The organism is Nocardia fodinahabitans, from assembly GCF_052983615.1.
Genome location: NZ_JBRJJC010000001.1, coordinates 6,131,772 through 6,152,531, shown reverse-complemented (window position 1 = coordinate 6,152,531; position 20,760 = coordinate 6,131,772). Strand labels below are relative to the sequence as shown.

The window sequence follows — 20,760 nt, the reverse complement described above, 5'->3', positions numbered from 1 at the left end:
GCGGACATTGGAACTTTCGGTACGCTGCGAGATCACCGCGACGAGGCGACGAAGGATACCGGGTAAGTATCGCACGGACCGCCACACTTGCTGGTGATCGAACTCAGCACGGGCGACTCCGTCATCGGATACCGTACGCATTCAACCCCGGCGCACAGCGCTCCTCGAAAGACACTCGCGTGCCTCAGCGTACGCGACCGTTGTCCAGCCGGGCAAACCACCCCCTCCGCCCCGCCGATACCCTGGTCGTCGTGTCCGACGACGAACGCCATGCGCAGGCCAACGCGCTGCTGGGAACCACCGCGACCACCCGGACCAAGATCGGTTCGGCGGATAGCGAACGCGCGAGCAGGCGCTGGTGGGACGCCGATGCCGACCAGTATCACCAAACCCACGCCGACTTCCTCGGCGTCGACTCCCCCGGCGGCGAGTTCGTCTGGTGCCCGGAGGGCCTGCACGAGGGCGATATGGGCTTCCTCGGCGAGCTGACCGGCAAGTCCGTGCTGGAGATCGGCTGCGGTTCCGCGCCCTGTTCGCGCTGGCTGGCGGGCCAGGGCGCGCATCCGGTGGGACTGGATCTGTCGATGGGCATGCTCGAGCGGGGCGTGGCCGCGATGGCGCAGGGCGGACCGCGGGTGCCGCTGGTCCAGGCGGGCGCCGAGGCGCTGCCGTTCGCCGACGCCTCCTTCGATCTGGCCTGTTCGGCCTTCGGCGGTGTCCCGTTCGTCGCCGATTCCGCGCTGGTGATGCGCGAGGTCGCCCGGGTGCTGCGGCCGGGCGGACGCTGGGTGTTCTCGGTGAACCACCCGATGCGCTGGATCTTCCCCGACGATCCGGGCGAAGACGGCCTGGTCGCCCGCATCCCCTACTTCGACCGCACGCCCTATGTAGAGGTCGACGGCGACGGCGTGCCCACCTATGTCGAACACCATCGCACCATCGGTGACCGCGTGCGGGAGATCGTCGGCGCCGGCCTGACCCTGCTCGACATCGTCGAACCCGACTGGCCCGAGTGGCTGGACCGCGAGTGGGGTCAGTGGTCGCCGCTGCGCGGCGAGATCTTCCCCGGCACCGCCATTTTCATCACCGAGAAGCCGCGCGCCTAGAACTCGGGCAGCGCCGCGAAGGCGGGGTCGACCCGCACGTTGGGCACGGTTTCGGCGACCCAGCGGCGGGCCCTGGTCAGGGCGTGATCGGGGAACACGGCGTCGAAGCGGACGTCGTCGGACAGCAGATACGGCAGTCGACCGCGCAGTCCCGGCGCGTACGGGTGGGGCGGGCACATCTCCGCGCGGTGGACCTGCGCGCCGATCGAGGACTCCCGCAACCCGGGCACCCCGGTTTCGGGACAGATGATCTGGAACACCGCGGAGCACCGATCCTTGGGCACCACGATCGACGCGGCGAAGACGAGCTCGCCGCGCGGGCCGGGCAATTGCGTTTTCTCCACGCGCAGCAGCGCGGGCAGCTGATCGACCCACACCACGAACGCCTCGATCAGACAGCCGGTGTGGGCGTGGTGCTCGGCCAGCCGCCTGCGCAGCCGGGGCAGATCGTGCAGCCGGGCGGGCAGGTCGGGCGCGCCGTTGACATAGGTCAACGCGACGACATCACGAGTGGCCGGATTCCCCCAGGTCGTGTTGTCCAACTGCTGCATTCCAGGAATGTCGAACGAGATGGGCACCGGGACAATTTACCGGCGCGCGCGAGTTCGGTTGCCTCCGTGCGCGGTAGAGCGCGTCGTTCAGGCGGAAATGCGTTCGTCGACCAGCTCGACCAGCCAGGATCGGTGACCGGTCACCATCGCGCGGCTGCGCGGAGTGGCCAGGACGGGGGCCAGCGCGGTGCGGAACGCCTCGGCGGTGGTGGGTCGTCGAAGTCGAGGTCGACGAGGACGCGGCCGGGGTCGCCCTCGACGCGGCCCACGCGGTAGGTGCGGACCCCGTGGTCGGCGCGGAATCGATGCCCGGCGGACATCCCTGACGCTGGGGTTTTCGCCGTAGACTGAGCCGGTGCCGAGCGCCTTGGCCGACCGGGTGAGCCGGCTGTGCCGTGCCGATCACTCCGCCGAACGACTGAGTGAGCTCGTGTTGGCCGAGATTCGGCTGTCGATGCCGTTCACCGGCCATGTCTTCGCGCTCACCGACCCGGTGACCGCGGTCGCGACGGCGCCGCTGGCCGATGTGCCCGGGCTCGAGCCGGCGCGCCTGCCGGAACTGATCCGGGCCCGCTATCTCACCCCGCTCAATCGCTGGGACACCGTGCGCGGCACCGGCGCCCACTCCCTGCTCGACGCCACCGACGGTGAACCGGACCGCTCGCTGCTGTGGCGCACCGCCCAGCGCGGCCTCGGCGTCACCGATTCGGCCACCGTCGCCTTCGCCGACCGCTACGGCTGCTGGGGATTCCTCGAGCTGCTCCGGGTCGACGAACCCCCTTTCACCAGAAGCGAACTCGCCGAGCTCACGGCCCTGACCCCCGCCATTTCGACCGCACTACGCGCGACGGTCGGCGCCGGGTTCGTCGAATCCGACGTGCAACTGCCGCCGCTGGGCCCCGCGGTCGTCCTGCTCGACGACACCTTGCACGTGCGCTCCCACACCGCCGCGGCCGCCGAAACCCTGCTCCGCCTGCTCCCGCCCGACGAGCCGCTCCCGCCGGTGCCCGCGTCGGTCTACAACGTGGGCGCCGCCCTGCTCGCCGCCGAGGCGGGCACCCCGGTCGGACCCGCGTCCGCCCGCATCCACCTGGGCGGCAACCGCTGGCTCACCGTGAAGGCCGACCGGATCGGCGACCACGACATCGCCGTCGCCCTGGAACCCAGCACCGCCACCGAACGCCTGGACCTGTTCGCCCGCGCCAACGGCCTGTCCGCCCGCGAATCCCAGGTCCTCACCCTCCTCGCCACCGGCCTGGACTCCCGCGAACTGGCCGCCGAACTGGCCCTCTCCGAACACACGGTCAACGACCACGTCAAAGCCATCCTCGCCAAATCCGCCACCCGCACCCGTCAACGCCTCCTCACCCGGGTCCTCGGCATCGCCTGACGCGACCGCTACTTCGATCGGGGTTTTCTCCCGGCGTGGTCGAGGGCCAGGCGGAGGGCGTATTCGATCTGGGAGTTGACGCTGCGCAGGTCGTCGGCCGCCCACTTGGCGATGGCCTCGTGGACGGCCGGGTCGAGCCGCAGCAGGACCTTCTTGGGTTCCCTCTTCGGCACCGTCATCGCGGTCAGGCGTAGAGGGATCCGGTGTTCACGACCGGCTGGGTGGCGCGGTCGCCGCAGAGGACGACGAGCAGGTTCGAGACCATGGCGGCCTTGCGTTCCTCGTCGAGTTCCACGGTGCCCGCTTCGGCGAGGCGGTCCAGGGCCAATCCGACCATGCCGACCGCGCCTTCCACGATCCGGGTGCGCGCGGCGACCACCTGGGCGGCCTGCTGGCGGACCAGCATGGCCTGGGCGATCTCGGGCGCGTAGGCCAGGTGGGTGATCCTGGCTTCGATGACCTCGATGCCGGCGGTGAGGGTGCGCGCGCGCAGTTCCTCGGTGAGCTCCTCGGCCACCTCGGCGCCGTCGCGCAGGCTGGTGCGCGCGTCGTCGTGCGCGTCGTAGGGGTGGGTGGTGGCCAGGTGCCGCACCGCCGCCTCGGACTGGGTCTCGACGTACTCCTCGTAGTCGTCGACCGCGAAGGCGGCCTTGAAGCTGTCGACCACCTTGTAGACGACGACGGCCGCGATCTCGACCGGATTGCCGTCGGCGTCGTTGACCTTCAGCTTCTGCGTCTCGAAGTTGCGTACTCGCAACGAGATCGACTTGCGGTCGGTGAGCGGCAGCACCGAGAAGAACCCGGGGTCCGACACCGAGCCGACGTAACGGCCGAAGAAGGTGACGACCTTCGCCTCGTTGGGGTTGACGATGATCAGCCCCGTGGCGAGCACCGCGAGGACCAGCACCACCACGGCGGCGGCGACCGCGCCGGCCCAGGCGAGCGCCCCGCCGTCGTGCTGGGCGGCGGCGATGAACGCGACCACGGCGGCGGCGCCGAACAACAGGGTGAGCACCAGCCATCCCAGCAAGACGACGAATCCGTTGACGCGGAATGCGGACCGCAGCTCCATGACATCCTCCCGATATCTGAGTGATATCACGAAGATAGTAGAAATCGGACGAATCGACAAGGAGCGGCCGGCTACGCGGGGACGATGTTGCGGTTGAAGCGGAACATGTTGTGCGGGTCGACGTTCGCCTTCGCCGCGGTCAGCCGGGCGTAGGTGTCGGGCGCGTAGCCCGCCTCGGTCTGCGCCGCGCCCGCGGCGGCACCCGCGCCGTAGAGGAAGTTCAGGCTGTGCCCGATCGTCCAGGGCGCCAACGCTTCCCGGACCGCGGCCAGGCCCGCCGGTGCGGCGTCGCCGGCCGCGCCGGTGATCACCCGCACGATGAACTCGGCATCGCGGTGGTCCACCGACGCGCTGCCGTGACGCAATGCCCCGCCCAGGTGCCGGATGTCGACCACAGCGTCGACCGGCCCGCCGGGCGCGGTCAGCGCGCGCAGTGCCGCGATCCCCGTGCCGGTCAGCTCGGACAGCAGCGCGTTGGTGGCGGCGTAGGCGTGCGGGAAATCCGGGTCGCTGTGGATGGTGTGCGACTCGGTGTACGGCAGCACGCGCAGATCGTCGCGCAGCCGTTCGCCGATCGCGCGCAGCGGGGCGACGAGCCGCTCACCGTCCGAGGCGGGGCCGTCGAAGGCGATCCGGATCGAGGCGACATGCTTGCCGCGCAACGGTTCCGGTACGGGTGGGATGTCCGGGAAGGTGACCACGGCGATCGTCGAGGTGAGCGTGTCGGGCAGGGTGGCGGTCCACCGCCGCCACGTCTCGAGCGCCGTGTCGACCAGCGGGGTGTCGAAGATCAGCTGGCCGCCGTACACCTCGGTGACGGGTACCAGCTCGAGCTCCAGCGCGGTGACCACACCGAAGTTGCCGCCGGTGCCCAGCACCGCGCCGAACAGCTCGTCGGCGGCGGTGAGCGTGCGCATCCGGCCGTCGGCGGTCACCAGGTCGATCGAGCGGACATGATCTGCGGCATAACCGAATTCGCGTGCCAGCAAGCCGAGCCCGCCGCCGAGCACATACCCGACGACACCCACCGACGGTGAGGATCCGTTGAGCGGCGCCAGCCCGTGCACGGCCGCCGCTTCGACCAGCGCCCCCGCCCGCACTCCGGCGCCGATGCGCGCGGTGCGCGTGTCCGGGTCGACGGTGATGGCGTCCATCCGGCGGGTCGTGATCAGCACGCCGCGGTCGGCCGCCACCGAGAGCCCGTGCCCGGTCGCCTGCACAGCGACCGGAAGTCCCTGCCGGGCAGCGTATTCCACGGCGGACCGGACATCCTCGGCGTGCACGGCACCGACGACCAGGGCGGGACAATGGGCGTAGGCGGTCTGGAACCCGGCCACTTCCTCGGCGTAGCCGGGGTCGTCCGGCGTGAACACCGGGCCGGTGAAACGGAGGGATTCGAGAGTCTGCGCTGCGTTCTCGGTCATGCCCTCGACTGTGCCGCCGCACGAAGAAGAAGTACAACAGATAGTCCTTCTTGGTTCGATAACTATCAGTTATGCTCAGTCTCTAAAATCCTCGGCATGGAACTGCGGCAGCTGCGGTACTTCGTCACCGTCGTGGACGAGGGTGGGTTCACACGTGCGGCCGAGCGGTTGCATCTGACGCAGCCGGGGTTGAGTGCGCAGATCAGGCAGCTGGAACGCGAGCTGGGGCAGCCGCTGCTCGACCGGGGCGCCCGCTCGGTGACGCCCACCGAGATCGGGGCCGCGGTGCTGGAGCACGCGCGGGACGCGCTGGCCGCGGCGGACCGGATCGGCGAGACCGTGCAGGAATTCACCGGGCTGCTCCGCGGGCACGTGCGGCTCGGGGTGATCTCGGGTGCGGCCACCGAGGAGTTCGATGTCGCGGGGGTGCTCGCCGACTTCCACGACGATCACCCGCGGGTGGGGATCAGCCTGACCGAGGACACCGCCGAGCGGATGCTGGCCGCTCTCGAGCGCGGCGAGCTGGATATCGCGCTCGTCGGATTGACCGGCGCCACACCGGGTCCGGGCATCGGTCTCGACGTGATCCTCGAGACGCCACTGGTCGCCGCTGTCGCGCTGGACGCACCGATCGACCCGGCCGAGTCGGCGGGCACGATCACCCTGGCCGCGCTGACCGATCGCCGGCTCATCTGCCTGCCCACCGGCACCGGCCTGCGCGGCGTCTTCGAACGATCTTGTGCCGCTGCCGGTTTCACGCCGCAGATCGCGTTCGAGGCGGCCGCTCCCCCGCTGCTGCTGCGCCTGGCCGCGCGCGGTCTCGGCACGGCGGTCGTGCCCGCCCTCACCCCCGAGGAGGCGACGGCCTTCGGCGTGCGCGCCTTGGCCATCGTCGAGCCCCGCATCCACGGCCGCCTGGCCCTGGCCTGGCGCACCGACCGTCCCGGCAGCCCCGCGACCACAGTGCTGCTCGGACAGATGCGCATCGCCCTCGGGGGCCGCGCGCCCGGGTAACGACCGACGCGCGATGTCACGCAGGTGCGCGTCGGCCGACGCCCGCCGCGGTCCGCCCCACGCGGTCCGCCCGGTGCACTCGGCGCCGGTACACTCGGCGCCAATGAGCTCAGCGCCGGTGAGCTCAGCGCCGGTGAGCTCAGCGCCGGTGAGCTCAGCGCCGGTGAGCTCAGCGCCGGTGAGCTCAGCGCCGGTGAGCTCAGCGCCGACACGCTAACTGCCAAATCGCTCACCGCCGACTCGCTCACCGGCAACTCACTCACTGCCAACTCACCCACCGCCAACTCGCTCAGCGCCGATGGGCGGTCGCCCGCGCGCAGGATTCGGCGTAGCCGCGCACGAGCGGGCGGGTGTCGTCACGACGCCAGGCAAGGGCGGGTTCGCACGGGTCGACGCCGGTCACCGGCCTGGTCACGACGCCGTCGTGGGCAACGAGCGGCGCCCGCCGCCATCCGCGCGGCGCCGCCCGCGGACAAGACACCGCTGCGGCTGCCGCTGGGCAACGACGCGGATCGACGCCACACTCGGCCACCTCGACACGGTGCGCACCGAGCTGCTGGAGTGGGAAAGCACCGCCCGCGGAAACGATTTCGACGACAACTGACCAAGCGGATCGGCCCGGACCACCGGTCCGGGCCGTTCGGCTCAGGCCGCGATCGGATCACCCTGCGGGGCAGCGGGTTCACGCGCCGAGCGGCGACCGGCCACTTCACGCAGCACCAGATAGATCGGGAAGACGATCGGCGACAGCAGGATGGTGCCGACCAGCAACGGCCCCATCAGCAGTGGGGAGATGGCGCGCTCGCGGCTGTCGAGGTAGATCCAGCGGCCGAGGAACAGGTCCCAGGCGATGATCTGGGCCCACAGGGCCGTGAGGACGGCGGGGTCGGCGGCGGCGTCGGTGATCGCGGCCAGCGACGGGGAGGTCACCAGCGACCAGATCGCACCGAGGACCGGGATCGCGACGATCGCCCAGACGACCAGCGGCACCAGCGTGATCCACGGCGAGCCGATGATCGTGCGGGTCCAGCGCCAGGTGGGGGCCAGGATCATCAGCGCCCAGAACGGGACGGTGACGAAGAAGGACAGGTCGAACAGGGTGCTCATGCGGTGACCGCCTTTCGGGTGCCGATCGCGCTCGCGATCGAGAACAGGGTGCCCAGGACGACGGCGGTGAGGATCGCGGCCGCCGCGGTCAGGGTGGTCTGGTCGGGGTGGATCAGCGGCTGGCCGCGCAGCGCCTGCCAGGTGACCAGCGCGAGCACCGCGGCGTAACCCGCGGCCATGGTGACGACCAGGCCGACGCGCACGCGCAGCACCCGCAGCATCGGGATCCGGAGCGCGAGACACACCAGCAGCGCGGCGAACAGCGGCACCGCCTGCAGGGCGTGCATGCCGAAGAAGTGCGGGATGCGCAGGTCACCGTCGGTGGTGCTCCAGCCGGTCAGCGGCATGCCGGGGGTGCCGTCGGGCGCTCCGACGGTGTGCGCGCCGGCGATGTCGTCGACGCCGGATTCGCGGCCCGGCATGAGATTGCCCAGCGCCAGGCCGACCAGGGTGATGGCCAAGCCGAGCCGGATCGACCAGGTGATCGCGGCGTCGCCGATCCGGGTCAGCGAGAGCCGCACGGCGACCACCATGGTGGCCAGGAAGAGCACGATGATGGTGCTGCCCATGGTGATCCACAGGACCGCGTCGAAGGTGGTCGTCATGTTGTAGTGGCTGCGGGTGCCGCGGATGACCTGCCCGAAGATGACCAGCTGCTCGACCGCGCCGGCGACGACGATCACCGTCGCCATCACCCTAGTGAGCCGGGAAGTCTTGGGCCGCAACGAGATCAGCCAGGCCAGCGCCAGGCAGTAGAACACGAACGAGAGGGCGAACTTGGCCGGTTTGAACCAGGCGGCCGAACCGGCGATCACCCGGTCGTCGACCAGCATGCCGAGCACCGCGACGACGGCGAGCACGACGTTGACAACGGCGAAATACAGCAGCGGACGGTGCAGTGGCGCGCGGCGGCGGGGCAGCGCGTCGACGGTCTGGACGGACATGGCGAATCTCCCAGCGATAGATAGTTCTACTATCCGTTATGGATAGTTAGACTATCCGCACGCCGGGCAGTCGGCAAGGGGGCCGAGCGAAAACGGAGGTAGCGGTGCGTATCTCGGAGTTGAGCGAACGCAGCGGCATCGCGGTGGCGACGATCAAGTACTACCTGCGGGAAGGGCTGCTGCCCGCAGGCGAGCGCACCAGCCCCAATCAGGCCAGTTACGGCGAGGAGCACCTGCGCAGGCTGCGGCTGGTGCGCGCGCTGATCGAGGTCGGCGGACTGCCGGTCGCCACGGTGGGCGACGTGCTGGCCGCCGTCGACTCCCCCGATCTACCGCTGTTCAGCCTGCTCGGCGTGGTGCAGGGCAGCATGTCCGCCCCCGCGCCCACCGCCCCGGAGGCCGAGTGGGAGCGCGCCTACGCGACCGTGCGCGCGGAGATGGAGCGGCGCGGCTGGGACATGAAACCGAGCCCGGAGGCGATCGACACGCTCACCTCGGTCCTCGTGCGCCTGGCCCAACTCGGCTACGCGGACTGGGGCGAGACCGCCCTGCGCAGCTATTTCGACGGCGCCCGGGTGATCGCGGAGAACGATGTGGCGACCGCGGTGGCGGCTGGCGGACGCGAGGACATCGTCGACGCGGTGGTGGTGCTGACCGTGCTCGGCGACACCGCCCTGGCCGCCATCCGCCGCATCGCCCAAGCGCAGGTGTCACTGGAACGACTGACGGTGAATCCCGTCGAACCCCACTGATCGCGCATGGACAGGGGTAACCCATCGGGAACGGGCTGACCCATCCGACTCACCGACCACCGGCCGCCCGCCCCTCCACGCTCCTGAGACCGGCCAGAAGTCGCGGAGCGGCGGGACAGCTCAGAGCAGGCGCGACAGGAACGCCTTGGTGCGCTCGTGCTGCGGGTTCGCCAGCAACTCCCGCGGCGGACCCGACTCGACGACCACACCGCCGTCCATGAACACCAGTTCGTCGGCGACCTCACGGGCGAAGCCCATCTCGTGGGTCACCACCAGCATGGTCATGCCCGAATCGGCGAGCTCACGCATGACGGTGAGGACCTCGCCGACCAGCTCGGGGTCCAGCGCCGAGGTGGGCTCGTCGAACAGCATCAGCTTGGGATCCATCGCCAGCGCCCGCGCGATCGCGACGCGCTGCTGCTGACCGCCGGAGAGCTGCGCCGGATAGGCGTTGCGCTTGGCGGCCAGGCCGACCCGGTCGAGCAGTTCCTCGGCCCGCGCGATCGCGTCGGCCTTGCGGATCCCGCGCACCTGGGTGGGCGCCTCGATCACGTTCTCCAGCACGGTGCGATGCGGGAACAGGTTGAAATGCTGGAACACCATGCCGATGTCGCGACGCTGAACCGCGGCGTCGCGCGGATGCATCTCGTAGAGCTTGCCGTTCTTCTCCCGGTAGCCGACGAGATCGCCGTCGACGTAGAGCCGGCCCGCGTTCACCTGCTCGAGGTGGTTGATGCAGCGCAGGAAGGTCGACTTGCCCGAGCCCGACGGCCCGACCAGGGTCAGCACCTTGCCACGCTGCACTTCGAGCGAGACGCCCTTGAGCACCTTCAGCGCACCGAAGTTCTTACACACCCGGTCGGCGAGCACCATCGGCGGTGTGGTCACTGCTGGTTCGCTCATTTCGCCTTCACCGCCGCCTGCGCCGTGGCCAGTTCCTCGAGCTGCTTGGCCGTCAGCTGCCGGGTGGCACCGCGCGAGTAGTAGCGCTCCAAGTAGTACTGCCCGACCATCAGGACGCTGGTGATCGCCAGGTACCAGGTGGCACAGACGAGCAGCAGCGGGATCGGCTGGAAGTTGACACCGTAGATGTCACGGGCCCGGCCGAACAGGTCGGTACTGAGCGGGATGGCCGTGACCAGCGAGGTGGTCTTGAGCATGCCGATCAGCTCGTTGCCGGTGGGCGGGATGATCACCCGCATGGCCTGGGGCAGCACCGTGCGGCGCATCGTCTGCGTCCACGACATGCCCAGCGCCACCGAGGCCTCGCGCTGGCCCTCACCGACGGAGTTGATGCCCGCGCGCACGATCTCGGCCATGTAGGCGGCCTCGTTGAGACCCAGGCCGATCACCGCGAACAGGAACGCCGCCTGCAGATGCTGCACGTCCAGGTGGAAGAACTGCGGACCGAACGGCACGCCGAGGTCGATCTGCTTGTAGAGCGAGGGCACCAGGCCCCAGAACACCAACTGCACGAAGACCGGGGTGCCGCGGAAGATCCACAGATACACCCACGCAGTGGTCCGCAACACCGGGTTCGGCGAGAGCCGCATCACCGCCAGCACGGTGCCCAGGCCCACCGCGATCGCCATCGCGAGCACGGTGAGTTCCAGGGTCACCAGCGCACCGGCGGTGATCCGGCTGTCGAACAGGTACTTGCCGTACGTGTCCCACCGGTAGGCGGGATTCGTGGCCGCGCCGTAGGCGAACAATCCCACCAGGATCAGGATGATTGCCGCCGCGATCCAGCGACCCGGCCTGCGCAGCGGGACCGCTTTGATCGGTTCGGGTTCGGTGCCCGGTCCGGGCACCTCCACCGTGTCGTCGTGCTCGGTCACGTCAGCTCACTGCGCCGTTGATCACCGAGGTCTTGATCTGACCGTCCTGGACACCCCAGTTCGTGGTGATCTCGCCGTACTTGCCGTTGTCGATCAGGTGCTGCAGCGCCTTCTGCAGGGCCGCCGCCAGCGGCGAGCCCTTCTGCACGGCCCAGCCGTAGGGGGCGGAATCGAACAGCGGGCCCGCGGCCTCGATCTTGCCCTCGCTCTGCTTGATCGCGTAGGCGGTCACCGGGGAGTCGGCCGACATCGCGTCGACCTGGCCCAGCACCAGCGCGTTGGTCGCGGCGCTCTGCTCGTCGAAGGCCTTCATATCGATGGCCGGCTTGCCCTCGGCGACGCACTTGGCGCTCTTGGCGGGAATCTCGTCGGTGTGCTCGACCGTAGTGGACTGTACGGCGACTTTCTTGCCGCACGCATTGTTCGGATCGACGGCTTTACCGGTTTGCTGGGCCCACTGGATGCCCGCGGAGAAATAGGTCGTGAAATCGACCTGCTGTTCGCGTTCGCGCGAATCGGTGATCGAGGACATACCCACGTCGTAGGTACCCGCCTGAATCGCGGGAATGATCTTCTCGAACGAGGATTCGACGTAGTCGACCTTCAGTCCGAGGGTGGTCGCGACGGCGTCGAGGAGGTCGACGTCGAAGCCGACGATCTTGCCGCTCGCGTCCTTGTACTCGTTCGGCTGGTACGGCACGTTGACGCCGACGACCACCTTGCCTGCCTGCTTCACCTTGTCGGGAACGGCCGCGGCGAGCGCGTCGACCTTCTCCACCGACACCTTGGTCACCTCGGCGGTGTCGCCCTCGGTGTTGTTGGCGCAGCCGGTCAACACCAGCGCACCCGCGGCCGCGGTGCACAACAGCCGCACGGCGCTGCGGCCGAGAACAATACGAACAGACAAAGGAGCCTCCACATTTCACGTCGACGCCGGCCACGTGTCAGCGCCTGTTTGGCAATGTATGCGAACCGGACACAGCGTGGTGCGACAGTAACCGAAGATTAATCAGCCAATGTGAAAGGGGTCCCTTCACCTCCGGTGCACGCGCGCTCTGACCTGCTCGGTGAATTCGCTGGTGGAAGCCAGCCCACCCAGATCCGCGGTCGCGATTCCGGCCGCCAGCGTGGCCGCGACGGCGCGGGTGATCCGCTCCGCGGCGTCGTGCAGCGCGCTGTCGTCGTCGCGAACGGCCAACCACCGCAACAACATCGCCGCCGACAGTTGCAGCGCCGCCGGGTTGGCGCGATTACGGCCCGCCAGACCGGGTGCGGCGCCGTGCACGGCCTGGGCCATCGCCTTGGTGTCGGAGCAGTTCAGCGAGGCGGCCATGCCGAGCGATCCGGCCAGCTCGCCCGCCAGATCGGACAGGATGTCACCGAAGAGGTTCTCGGTGACGATCACGTCGTACTCGCCGGGCGAGCGCACCAGGTGCGCGGCCATCGCGTCGACGTGCTCGTCGTCGACCCGCACGTCCGGGTACTGCGCGGCCACCTCGTAGCAGACATCACGGAACAGCCCGGTCGTCATCGGCAGCACGTTCGCCTTGTGCACCACCGTGACGTGCCGTCGCCTGCCCTGGGCCAGCCGCAGCGCCTGGTGCGCGATCCGCTCGCACGCCTGCCGGGTGATCACCGCGACCGCCATCGCCACATCGGGAGTCGGGCGGAACTCCCCCGATCCGGCGAACATGTTGCGGTCGGCGTAGAAGCCCTCGCTGTTCTCGCGCACGATCACCAGGTCGATGTCGGGCGCGGCCGCCCGCACCCCGGCGAAGGCGGCCGCGGGCCGGATGTTGGCGTAGAGACCGAGCCGCTTGCGGATGGTGCCGCCCGGCGCCACCCGCATGTCCGTGGGATAGGACGCGTTGTCGTGCGGGCCGAGGATCCACGCGTCGAGGTCCTCGAGCGCGACCAGCGTCTGCTCGGGCAGCGGGTCGGCGTAGGCCGCGATGGCGTCGTGGCCCATCAGCAGCGGCACCCACTCCACCGGGCCGAGCCCGGCCGCGCCGATCGCCTCGTCGACGACCGCCCGCGTCGCGGCGACCACCTCGGGGCCGATTCCGTCTCCGTCGATCACACCGAGTCGCAGGCTCGCCTTCGCACCGTTCACCCGTCCATCCTCGCGCCTGACCGGACCGAGTCGGCCACGGGGACACGCGGGAGCGACTAGTTTCTGCAGATCATGGTGCAGTCGGTGGAGTTGCTCCTGGACGAACACGGCGAGGCCGAGATCCGGCGGCAGTGGGCGGTGCTGGCCGAGGCGGGCATCGGCAGCCCCCGTGGCGCGGCCCATCGGCCGCACGTCACGGTCGCCGTGGCGCGCGAGATCTGGCCCCGGATCGACCGCGCGCTGGCCGGGATCGAGTTCCGGCCGCTGCCGATCAGGCTGGGCGGACTGCTGGTCTTCGGGGCCCGCAGGCCGATCCTGGTGCGGCCCGTCGTGGTCACCGAGGACCTGCTCGCCCTGCAGCGCCGGGTCCACCACCTGGTGGCACCCTGTCCCGGCGTCCCCGCGACGATGGCGCCGAACGCCTGGACCCCGCACGTCACGCTGGCCCGCCGGGTGCCGCCGGACCGGCTCGGCGAGGCGATCGGCGCGGTCGCCACCGACCACGACTTTTCCACCGTTGTGGTGGGCATTCGCCGCTGGGATGGGGAGGCACGGCTCGCGCACATCGTGGTCGGTGGAAGATAGAGGGACGCCACGGCGTTACAGCCGAGGACACCGACAAGGAAGGGACGTCATGGCCACCCAGACGCTGACCCAGCAGAACTTCGACGAAGTAATCACCGGAAACGACGTGGTCCTCGTCGATTTCTGGGCTTCCTGGTGCGGACCGTGCCGCAGTTTCGCGCCCACCTACGAGGCCTCCTCCGACAAGCACACCGATGTGGTGTACGGCAAGGTCGACACCGAGGCCGAGCAGGGACTCGCGGCCGCCGCGAACATCCAGTCCATCCCGACCATCATGGCCTTCCGCGAGGGCGTGCTCGTGTTCGCCCAGCCGGGCGCGCTGCCGCCCGCCGCGCTCGAGGACCTGGTGACCCAGGTGAAGGGCCTGGATATGGACGAGGTGCGCAAGCAGATCGCCGAGCAGTCCACTCCCGCCGAATAGGCGTTACGAAACGTCGGGGTCCGTTCACCTCTGGTGAGGTGAACGGACCCTGACGTGCTTTTCGGCTCAGCCGGCGAGCAGGTTGAGCCCCGCGATCATGGCGCGGACACTCGACTCGGCGGCATCGGCGCACATGGCCGCGGCCCAGCCGCGCCTGCCGTTGAACTCGCACTGCACGAAGGTGGCGATACCCTCGGCGGTGCGGCGCTGGTGGAACTGCAGGATCTCGAGGGGGTAGCCCTCGTCGTAGAGCGCCGACGTCATGGCGGCGACCGGGCTACCGGCCGCGATGACGGTGCGCAGATGGTCGGCGAATTCCAGGGTGGCGGTGAAATCCGTTCCGGAACAGGTGAATTCGCCGAGGGTGATCGGCCCCTCGATCCGGGTGTACCGGTCGAGGAACTCGGCGGGAGTCAGGTCGATGGTCTCGGCGCGCAGCCCCTTGGGGGCGGCGTCGAACAGGGCACGGTCCAGTGTCAGCAGTGTCATTGCAGGTGAGGTCTTCCCGAAGATGGTCTTCGTTGGCAGGTGGGACCAGCAGAACAATGAAAATCAGCCCGCAGCGAGGGGGCCGGTCCGAATCAGACCCCGCTACGGCGGGTTACTACGAGAAGAATCTGCCGTGTGGCTGCCTGCGCGGTCTGCGCAGCAGCGACCGCGCGGTCGCGGTCAGCGACTAGCAGCGCGGCGAAGCGGTCGGCGGGATTCGGCACGGGATCGAGGATAGGGCGATCGTCGCGAAACCGCAACTTACTTACTGCCCCGACGTGTCTACCCGTGAGTACCATCACCGCAGCTCAGCGCGTACGCGTAAGACGCCGGGTACCGTGGTCGCATGGGTGCCGGGAGACGCCCTCGGACGGGGCGCCGCCGCGGGATCAGGTGGACCTCAGCAGCGGGTCGGCCACCCTCGTCGCTCGCGACAAGTGAGCCGGATCTGCTAGTCCCCCAGCGGTTTCCGGTCCTCGGCCAGCCGCTCGACCGCGGCGAGCGCCCGGGCCGAACCATCGACGTCGACCTGCAGGCGCAGTCCGCCGGGACGCGCGCTCGTGCGCAGCACGACCTTGTCCCCCGTCATCACCGGGCCGACGTGTTCGACGATCGCGCGGTACGGCAGTTCGTGCCGGCCGGGATGCGCGGCGAGCGCCTCCTCCACGGCCTCCCAGTAGACGGCGTTGTTGACATGGCCCAGCCGGTCCACGTCGGTCACCCGCAGCGGGAACGGCACCGCCTCGACGTCCGGATCGTCGAGTTCGCTCAGCGCCGCCCGCCAGCGCAGCCGGTGCTCGGTGGTGCTGGCCAGCATCGGCGCCATGAACGCGTCGCTCATCCGGGCGGGCCGACCGGCCACCGGGTCGATGTGGATCAGGAAGGCCGCGGCCTCGATGTGCCCGCCGCGTTCGCCCTTCAGCTGAATCCGCATGTCGCACCAGCGATTCGACAGTGCGTCGGCCCACCGGCGCAGCTGCACCCGGTCCCCGAACTCGATCGGCTCGTAGACATCGATCACGGTGCGCCGCACGATCCACGCCTGATGGGTGTCGCCGTCCTCGACCGCATCCAGGTGGTCGAACCCGATGTCCTGCAGATACCGGGCCACCGCGTCCAGGCGCAACCGGTCCTGCCCGTCGGTGTCGCCGAGGCGCACCGGCCACGACGCCGCGAAGGCGCGGGTGATGTCGGGGCAGGCGGGGAGCGGGGTCGCGATGACGTCGGCGGACATACCGCCGATGCTGCCACACCCGGCGGGCGATACGACGACGCATCTCCGGCCGGGCCGGGACTAGCGGCCCTCGGCGGCCTGCTTGATTCCGTCGACGTGGCTGGTCCACATCGCGCGGGAGTGCTCGGCCTCGACCGGGCTCGCGATGTTGTCCTGGCTCAGCGACAGGTGGGTGCCCGTCGCGCTGCCGGACAGCTCGTAGGTGAGCGTGTGATAGTTCTCGGGGCGATCGGGCACGTCGCCGAGCGGGCTGTAGTGGGTGAGTTTCAGCAGCCGGCCGGGCTCTACGGCCAGGATCTCGCCTTTGTCCTCGTACGCGGTGCCCTCGTATTCGCCGGTCCAGGTGATCGGGCTGCCCGGCGACCAGTCGGTCGACACCTCGGCACCGAACATGAACCGCCGGATCTGCGCCGGATCGGTCAGCACGGCCCAGACCCGCTCCGGCGAGGCGGCGATCTCGGTATCGGCGGTAGCCACGAATCCGGTCATGGCACTCAACTCCTTCGGTCGACACTCACCACGCTACGACCGCGCGGCCCCGAAGTCTTGGACGAAGACGCCACCTGTTTCGCCGACCAGGCCAGGCCGGCCTCGGTCAGTCCGGTACCGATCCCCCGGCCGAGCCGCCCCGGCCGGGCGTGCAGGTTGTCCAGGAGCACCCGCCCGTCCGGCATCGGCCGCAGGTAGACGAATCCCAGGAGCTCGCCTTCGTCCTCGGCCACCAGGAACCCCGGCGTCAGCGGGTCGACCAGGATCGAACGCCACCGAGCGGCCAGGTCGGCCGTCATCGGCCCCGCCAGATACTCCGCGGGCGGGATCCCGGCGTAAGCGACCCGCCAGCTGGCGGCATGCAAGGCGGCGACGGCCGTCGCGTCGGCGACTCCCCCTGGTCGAATCAGCATCCGACCATTCTGCCGACCGGGGCGCCGCGGGGCGCCACCGTTGTTTCGCACGGTGCCGCCACGCGGGGTGGCCGAACTCAGTGTGCCGCCGAATCCCAGCTCCGGCCGGTGCCGACCGAGACGGTCAGCGGCACCGAGAGTTCGATGGCGGACGACATCTGTTCCCTGGCAAGGGCTTCCAGCGCCTCGCGTTCACCGTCGGCGACCTCGAAGACGAGTTCGTCGTGGATCTGCAGCAGCATCCGCGAGCGCAGGCCCGCCTCGCGAATCGCGGTCTGCACGTTGATCATCGCGACCTTGATGATGTCGGCCGCGGTGCCCTGGATCGGCGCGTTGAGCGCCATCCGCTCGGCGGCCTCGCGGCGCTGGCGGTTGCTGGAATCCAGATCGGGCAGGTAGCGGCGGCGGCCGAAGAGGGTCTGGGTGTAGCCGACCTTGCGGGCCTCGTCGACGACCTCGGACAGGTAGTCGCGGATGCCGCCGAAGCGGTCGAAGTAGACGTCCATCTGTTCCTTGGCCTCGGCGGTGCTGATCTTCAGCTGGGCCGAGAGGCCGTAGGAGCTCAGGCCGTACGCCAGACCGTAGGACATCGCCTTGATCCGGCGGCGCATCTCCGGGTTCACCTCCGACAGCGGGATGTCGAAGGCCTTCGACGCGACGAAGGTGTGCAGGTCCTCGCCGGAGTTGAACGCCTCGATCAGGCCCTCGTCACCGGACAGGTGCGCCATGATCCGCATCTCGATCTGGCTGTAGTCGGCCGTCATCAGCTCGGCGTAGCCGGGACCGACGACGAAGGTGTCGCGGATCTGGCGGCCGGTGTCGGTGCGGATCGGGATGTTCTGCAGGTTCGGCTCGGTCGAGGAGAGCCTGCCGGTGGCGGCGATGGTCTGGTTGAAGGTGGTGTGCACCCGGCCGTCGTCGGCCACCGACTTGAGCAGGCCGTCCACGGTGACCTTGAGCCTGGTCGCGTCGCGGTGCGCGAGCAGGTGCTCGAGGAAGGCGTGGCCGGTCTTCTCGAACAGCGACTCCAGCGCGTCGGCGTCGGTGGTGTAGCCGGTCTTGGTGCGCTTGGTCTTGGGCATGTCGAGCTCGTCGAACAGCACCACCTGCAGCTGTTTGGGCGAGCCGAGGTTGATCTGCTTGCCGATCACCTCGTAGGCGGAGTTGGCCGCCTCGGTGACCCGGTCGGCGAACTGCCGCTGCAGCGATTCGAGCTGGTCCACGTCGACGGCGATGCCCGCCTCCTCGAGCGTGCCGAGCACGCCGAGCAGTGGCAGTTCCATCTCCTCGAGCAGCGCGGTCGACTCGATCTGGGCCAGTTCCTGGTCGAGCGCCTCGGCGAGGTCGGCGACCGCGCGGGCGCGCAGCATCTCCTCGCGCGCGATGTCGGCGGCGACGGTGTCCTCGTCGTCGAGCAGCGAGAGCTGACCCGAGTCGCCGGTCTCGGCGCGCAGTTCGCGCTTGAGGTAGCGCAGCGACAGATCGTCGAGGTTGAAGCTGCGCTGCCCGGGCCGGACCAGGTAGGCGGCCAGGGCGGTGTCGCTGGTGAGACCGGCCAGGGTGAGGCCGCGACCGCGCAGCGCGTGCTCGGCGGCCTTGGCCTCGTGCAGCGCCTTGGGCACGGCCGGGTCGGCCAGCCAGGCGCCCAGCGCGGCCTCGTCCTCGGTACTCAGCGCGGTGAGGTCGATGTAGCCGCCCTCACCGTCGGCGGCGGCGATGGCCAGCGCGCGGGCGTCGCCGTGTACCGGAGTGCCCGTGCCGACGATCGAGAGACCGTGGCGGACACCGGCTTTCGCGTGCTCTGCCAGCCAGTCGGCGACCGCGCCCTGTTCGAGGGCGGCGCCGCTGATCTCGAAGCCCGATTCGGCCTCCGGCTCGGCGGAGCCGAGGGTCTCGAACAGGCGGTCGCGCAGCACCCGGAATTCCAGGTCGTCGAAGAGCTGATGGATCTTCTCCCGGTCCCACGGCGCCTGGGCCAGCTGATCCGGGGTGTAGGGCAGCGGCACCTCGCGCACCATCTCGGTGAGCTGGCGGTTGAGCACCACGCTGGACAGGTTGGCGCGCAGCGAGTCGCCGACCTTGCCTTTCACCTGGTCGACCTTGTCCACCAGGGTGGCCAGGTCGCCGTATTCGCGAATCCACTTCGCCGCGGTCTTCTCGCCGACGCCGGGGATGCCGGGCAGATTGTCGCTCGGGTCGCCGCGCAGCGCCGCGTAGTCGGGATACTGGGCCGGGGTGAGGCCGTATTTGGTCTCCACCTCGGCCGGGGTGAAGCGGGTGAGGTCGGAGACGCCCTTGCGTGGGTAGAGCACGGTGACGTCGTCGTTGACCAGCTGGATCGCGTCGCGGTCACCGGTGACGATGAAGACCCGATATCCCTGGGCGACGGCCTGGGTGGTCAACGTGGCGATCACGTCGTCGGCCTCGTAGCCGTCGATCGCCATCACCGGGATGCCCAGCGCGCCCAGCACGTCCTTGGTGAGTTCGACCTGACCGCGGAACTCGTCGGGCGTCGCGCTGCGGTTGGCCTTGTATTCCGGGTACGCCTCGGTGCGGAAGGTCTTGCGGGACACGTCGAATGCCGCGGCCACATGGCTGGGCTTCTCGTCGCGCAGCAGATTGATCAGCATCGAGGTGAAGCCGTACACCGCGTTGGTGGTCTGCCCGGTGACGGTCTTGAAGTTCTCCGCCGGTAGCGCGAAGAACGCGCGGTAGGCCAGCGAGTGCCCGTCCAGGAGCAGCAGCGTCGGCCGCTCACCGCCCGAGTCGGTGGTCGTTGTCGATGCCTGCGCAGTCGTCGGTGAACTCACCCGGATGAGTGTAGGGACCACCACCGACACCCCCGAATCCCGCCGCGCCGGACTCCCCCACGCGGAGCCGTGGCGAACGCCTGACCCCTGCACCCTCACAGACGACATCCATGACCTACAGTTACATAAAGGACACCTTGTGTCCTACAGTTGGCTATCGTTTCCGATGCGAAGGAGGGTTTCATGGCTACCACGCTTACCGATTCGAAGGCGACGCTGATGCGACGCGCACAGGAGGACATGGGGACGCACTTCGCCGACTCGGGTTGGACCTCTCGCGAAAAACTGGCCCTGACCTGCCGTGCACTTTTCGACCGCGGCCACGATTCGGGTCTGGCCGGGCAGATCACCGCAAGAGCCGAACAGCCGGGCACGTTCTACACCCAGCGCCTCGGCCTGGGTTTCGACGAAGTCACCGCGGGCAACCTGCTGGTGGTCGACGAGGACCTGACCGTGCTCGAAGGCGACGGAATGGCCAATCCCGCCAACCGATTCCACAGCTGGATCTACCGCGCTCGCCCGGATGTGCAGTGCATCGTGCACACCCACCCCTTCCACGTCGCGGCGCTGTCGATGCTGGAGGTCCCGTTGGCGGTGTCCCAGATGGACATCGCCCCGCTCTACGACGACTGCGCCTTCCTCGCGGACTGGCCGGGCGTCCCCGTCGGCAACGAGGAAGGCGAGATCATCACCGCCGCGCTGGGCGACAAGAAGGCAGTACTGCTCGCCCACCACGGTCATGTCGTCGCCGGTGCCAGCATCGAGGAAGCCTGCTCGCTGGCCGTGCTCATCGAGCGCGGCGCAGCGCTGCAACTGGCCGCGATGGCCGCGGGAACGATCGCCGAACTGCCCGAACGCCTTGCCCGCGAAGCACACGACTGGACCTTGAAGCCGCGGCGCAGCCAGGCCAATTTCGCCTACTACGCCCGGCGCGCGCTGGTTCGCCATCCCGACGCGCTGGACTGATCCCTCCGCGACCGAGTCCGGTATCGCCTACGGCCGCAATCG

At 69.4% G+C, this 20,760-nt stretch carries 24 protein-coding genes and 1 pseudogene; 8 read left to right on the top strand and 17 right to left on the bottom strand.

Translation table 11 applies throughout. The annotated features are described in order from the left end of the window. Window positions 1-251: 251 nt before the first annotated feature. Window positions 252-1,106 carry a class I SAM-dependent methyltransferase gene (locus NV348_RS28945; protein WP_447149683.1) on the top strand — a complete coding sequence of 285 codons (855 nt, stop codon included), beginning with the start codon at window positions 252-254 and terminating at the stop codon, window positions 1,104-1,106. Here the strand turns inward: NV348_RS28945 and NV348_RS28940 are convergent. Then, window positions 1,103-1,684 carry a hypothetical protein gene (locus NV348_RS28940; protein ID WP_447149682.1) on the bottom strand — a complete coding sequence of 194 codons (582 nt, stop codon included), beginning with the start codon at window positions 1,682-1,684 and terminating at the stop codon, window positions 1,103-1,105. The two genes, NV348_RS28945 and NV348_RS28940, sit on opposite strands and share 4 nt — an antisense overlap. 328 nt (window positions 1,685-2,012) lie before the next feature. On the opposite strand from NV348_RS28940, the gene NV348_RS28935 reads away from it, so the two are divergent. Next, window positions 2,013-3,047: a helix-turn-helix transcriptional regulator gene (locus NV348_RS28935; RefSeq protein WP_447149681.1), complete on the top strand. Its 1,035-nt coding sequence runs from the start codon at window positions 2,013-2,015 to the stop codon at window positions 3,045-3,047. An 8-nt stretch (window positions 3,048-3,055) separates the two neighbouring features. On the opposite strand, the gene NV348_RS28930 is transcribed toward NV348_RS28935, so the two are convergent. The 3 genes from NV348_RS28930 to NV348_RS28920 all read right to left on the bottom strand — a co-directional run bounded on the left by NV348_RS28930 (window position 3,056) and on the right by NV348_RS28920 (window position 5,543). Then, the gene (locus NV348_RS28930; protein ID WP_447149680.1) at window positions 3,056-3,226 is read right to left on the bottom strand and encodes a type II toxin-antitoxin system antitoxin; all 171 of its coding nucleotides are present in this window, start codon (window positions 3,224-3,226) and stop codon (window positions 3,056-3,058) included. 5 nt (window positions 3,227-3,231) lie between these two features. Continuing rightward, on the bottom strand, window positions 3,232-4,119 hold the full coding sequence (locus NV348_RS28925; protein ID WP_447149679.1) for an SPFH domain-containing protein: 888 nt from the start codon (window positions 4,117-4,119) through the stop codon (window positions 3,232-3,234). Window positions 4,120-4,190: 71 nt separating this feature from the next. Next, window positions 4,191-5,543 (bottom strand): FAD-binding oxidoreductase, encoded by a 1,353-nt coding sequence (locus tag NV348_RS28920; protein ID WP_447149678.1) that lies wholly within the window; start codon window positions 5,541-5,543, stop codon window positions 4,191-4,193. A gap of 96 nt (window positions 5,544-5,639) precedes the next feature. Here NV348_RS28920 and NV348_RS28915 point away from each other — a divergent pair, with 96 nt between their 5' ends. Beyond that, window positions 5,640-6,557 carry a LysR family transcriptional regulator gene (locus NV348_RS28915; protein WP_447149677.1) on the top strand — a complete coding sequence of 306 codons (918 nt, stop codon included), beginning with the start codon at window positions 5,640-5,642 and terminating at the stop codon, window positions 6,555-6,557. Window positions 6,558-6,665: 108 nt separating this feature from the next. Here the strand turns inward: NV348_RS28915 and NV348_RS28910 are convergent. Then, window positions 6,666-6,749 (bottom strand): annotated as a pseudogene (locus tag NV348_RS28910) (pentapeptide repeat-containing protein); the annotation flags it as partial. Between the two features lie 97 nt (window positions 6,750-6,846). Next, window positions 6,847-6,972, bottom strand: a complete 126-nt coding sequence (locus tag NV348_RS28905) for a hypothetical protein (RefSeq protein ID WP_447149676.1) — start codon at window positions 6,970-6,972, stop codon at window positions 6,847-6,849. 9 nt (window positions 6,973-6,981) lie between these two features. Here NV348_RS28905 and NV348_RS28900 point away from each other — a divergent pair, with 9 nt between their 5' ends. Further along, window positions 6,982-7,161, top strand: coding sequence for a hypothetical protein (locus NV348_RS28900; protein WP_447149675.1), 180 nt, complete (start codon window positions 6,982-6,984; stop codon window positions 7,159-7,161). A 41-nt stretch (window positions 7,162-7,202) separates the two neighbouring features. On the opposite strand, the gene NV348_RS28895 is transcribed toward NV348_RS28900, so the two are convergent. Together NV348_RS28895 and NV348_RS28890 are read right to left on the bottom strand one after the other, a co-directional pair. After that, window positions 7,203-7,664 (bottom strand): ABA4-like family protein, encoded by a 462-nt coding sequence (locus tag NV348_RS28895; RefSeq protein WP_447149674.1) that lies wholly within the window; start codon window positions 7,662-7,664, stop codon window positions 7,203-7,205. After that, on the bottom strand, window positions 7,661-8,608 hold the full coding sequence (locus NV348_RS28890) for a hypothetical protein (protein ID WP_447149673.1): 948 nt from the start codon (window positions 8,606-8,608) through the stop codon (window positions 7,661-7,663). The genes NV348_RS28895 and NV348_RS28890 overlap by 4 nt, the downstream gene beginning before the upstream one ends. A gap of 104 nt (window positions 8,609-8,712) precedes the next feature. Here NV348_RS28890 and NV348_RS28885 point away from each other — a divergent pair, with 104 nt between their 5' ends. After that, window positions 8,713-9,360 carry a MerR family transcriptional regulator gene (locus NV348_RS28885; RefSeq protein ID WP_447149672.1) on the top strand — a complete coding sequence of 216 codons (648 nt, stop codon included), beginning with the start codon at window positions 8,713-8,715 and terminating at the stop codon, window positions 9,358-9,360. A 120-nt stretch (window positions 9,361-9,480) separates the two neighbouring features. Here the strand turns inward: NV348_RS28885 and NV348_RS28880 are convergent, their stop codons facing one another. The 4 genes from NV348_RS28880 to NV348_RS28865 all read right to left on the bottom strand — a co-directional run bounded on the left by NV348_RS28880 (window position 9,481) and on the right by NV348_RS28865 (window position 13,311). Continuing rightward, window positions 9,481-10,233: an amino acid ABC transporter ATP-binding protein gene (locus NV348_RS28880; protein ID WP_447151170.1), complete on the bottom strand. Its 753-nt coding sequence runs from the start codon at window positions 10,231-10,233 to the stop codon at window positions 9,481-9,483. Window positions 10,234-10,259: 26 nt separating this feature from the next. Continuing rightward, complete coding sequence (locus NV348_RS28875; protein WP_447149671.1) at window positions 10,260-11,198, bottom strand: amino acid ABC transporter permease; 939 nt, start codon at window positions 11,196-11,198, stop codon at window positions 10,260-10,262. A 1-nt stretch (window position 11,199) separates the two neighbouring features. Beyond that, complete coding sequence (locus tag NV348_RS28870) at window positions 11,200-12,105, bottom strand: ABC transporter substrate-binding protein (protein WP_447149670.1); 906 nt, start codon at window positions 12,103-12,105, stop codon at window positions 11,200-11,202. Window positions 12,106-12,231: 126 nt separating this feature from the next. Then, a complete protein-coding gene (locus tag NV348_RS28865) occupies window positions 12,232-13,311 on the bottom strand; it encodes an isocitrate/isopropylmalate dehydrogenase family protein (RefSeq protein ID WP_447149669.1) in 1,080 nt (359 codons plus the stop codon). 84 nt (window positions 13,312-13,395) lie between these two features. Here NV348_RS28865 and NV348_RS28860 point away from each other — a divergent pair, with 84 nt between their 5' ends. Both NV348_RS28860 and trxA read left to right on the top strand, forming a co-directional pair. Beyond that, on the top strand, window positions 13,396-13,896 hold the full coding sequence (locus tag NV348_RS28860) for a 2'-5' RNA ligase family protein (RefSeq protein WP_447149668.1): 501 nt from the start codon (window positions 13,396-13,398) through the stop codon (window positions 13,894-13,896). 49 nt (window positions 13,897-13,945) lie between these two features. Then, entirely contained in the window at window positions 13,946-14,317 is a 372-nt protein-coding gene (trxA, locus tag NV348_RS28855) for a thioredoxin (RefSeq protein ID WP_218716661.1), read from the top strand. A gap of 66 nt (window positions 14,318-14,383) precedes the next feature. Here trxA and NV348_RS28850 read toward each other — a convergent pair whose 3' ends face one another. The 5 genes from NV348_RS28850 to polA all read right to left on the bottom strand — a co-directional run bounded on the left by NV348_RS28850 (window position 14,384) and on the right by polA (window position 19,752). After that, entirely contained in the window at window positions 14,384-14,806 is a 423-nt protein-coding gene (locus NV348_RS28850) for a 2-isopropylmalate synthase (RefSeq protein ID WP_447149667.1), read from the bottom strand. 451 nt (window positions 14,807-15,257) lie between these two features. Beyond that, entirely contained in the window at window positions 15,258-16,040 is a 783-nt protein-coding gene (locus NV348_RS28845) for an acyl-[acyl-carrier-protein] thioesterase (protein ID WP_447149666.1), read from the bottom strand. Window positions 16,041-16,100: 60 nt separating this feature from the next. Beyond that, on the bottom strand, window positions 16,101-16,529 hold the full coding sequence (locus NV348_RS28840; RefSeq protein ID WP_447149665.1) for an SRPBCC domain-containing protein: 429 nt from the start codon (window positions 16,527-16,529) through the stop codon (window positions 16,101-16,103). A 5-nt stretch (window positions 16,530-16,534) separates the two neighbouring features. Continuing rightward, on the bottom strand, window positions 16,535-16,942 hold the full coding sequence (locus NV348_RS28835) for a GNAT family N-acetyltransferase (protein WP_447149664.1): 408 nt from the start codon (window positions 16,940-16,942) through the stop codon (window positions 16,535-16,537). Between the two features lie 77 nt (window positions 16,943-17,019). Further along, window positions 17,020-19,752, bottom strand: a complete 2,733-nt coding sequence (polA, locus tag NV348_RS28830; protein WP_447149663.1) for a DNA polymerase I — start codon at window positions 19,750-19,752, stop codon at window positions 17,020-17,022. Window positions 19,753-19,935: 183 nt separating this feature from the next. Between polA and NV348_RS28825 the strand changes: the two genes are divergently transcribed. Beyond that, entirely contained in the window at window positions 19,936-20,718 is a 783-nt protein-coding gene (locus NV348_RS28825; protein WP_447149662.1) for an aldolase, read from the top strand. The last annotated feature ends 42 nt before the right edge of the window (window positions 20,719-20,760 follow it).

Excerpts from the sequence above, each read along its gene's own strand:
- trxA (WP_218716661.1), top strand. The coding sequence starts at position 13,946 with ATGGCCACCCAGACGCTGACCCAGCAGAACTTCGACGAAGTAATCACC.
- NV348_RS28925 (WP_447149679.1), bottom strand. The coding sequence starts at position 4,119 with ATGGAGCTGCGGTCCGCATTCCGCGTCAACGGATTCGTCGTCTTGCTG.
- NV348_RS28880 (WP_447151170.1), bottom strand. The coding sequence starts at position 10,233 with ATGGTGCTCGCCGACCGGGTGTGTAAGAACTTCGGTGCGCTGAAGGTG.
- NV348_RS28930 (WP_447149680.1), bottom strand. The coding sequence starts at position 3,226 with ATGACGGTGCCGAAGAGGGAACCCAAGAAGGTCCTGCTGCGGCTCGAC.
- NV348_RS28845 (WP_447149666.1), bottom strand. The coding sequence starts at position 16,040 with ATGTCCGCCGACGTCATCGCGACCCCGCTCCCCGCCTGCCCCGACATC.
- NV348_RS28835 (WP_447149664.1), bottom strand. The coding sequence starts at position 16,942 with ATGCTGATTCGACCAGGGGGAGTCGCCGACGCGACGGCCGTCGCCGCC.
- NV348_RS28840 (WP_447149665.1), bottom strand. The coding sequence starts at position 16,529 with ATGACCGGATTCGTGGCTACCGCCGATACCGAGATCGCCGCCTCGCCG.
- NV348_RS28915 (WP_447149677.1), top strand. The coding sequence starts at position 5,640 with ATGGAACTGCGGCAGCTGCGGTACTTCGTCACCGTCGTGGACGAGGGT.
- NV348_RS28895 (WP_447149674.1), bottom strand. The coding sequence starts at position 7,664 with ATGAGCACCCTGTTCGACCTGTCCTTCTTCGTCACCGTCCCGTTCTGG.
- NV348_RS28890 (WP_447149673.1), bottom strand. The coding sequence starts at position 8,608 with ATGTCCGTCCAGACCGTCGACGCGCTGCCCCGCCGCCGCGCGCCACTG.
- NV348_RS28850 (WP_447149667.1), bottom strand. The coding sequence starts at position 14,806 with ATGACACTGCTGACACTGGACCGTGCCCTGTTCGACGCCGCCCCCAAG.
- NV348_RS28825 (WP_447149662.1), top strand. The coding sequence starts at position 19,936 with ATGGCTACCACGCTTACCGATTCGAAGGCGACGCTGATGCGACGCGCA.
- NV348_RS28920 (WP_447149678.1), bottom strand. The coding sequence starts at position 5,543 with ATGACCGAGAACGCAGCGCAGACTCTCGAATCCCTCCGTTTCACCGGC.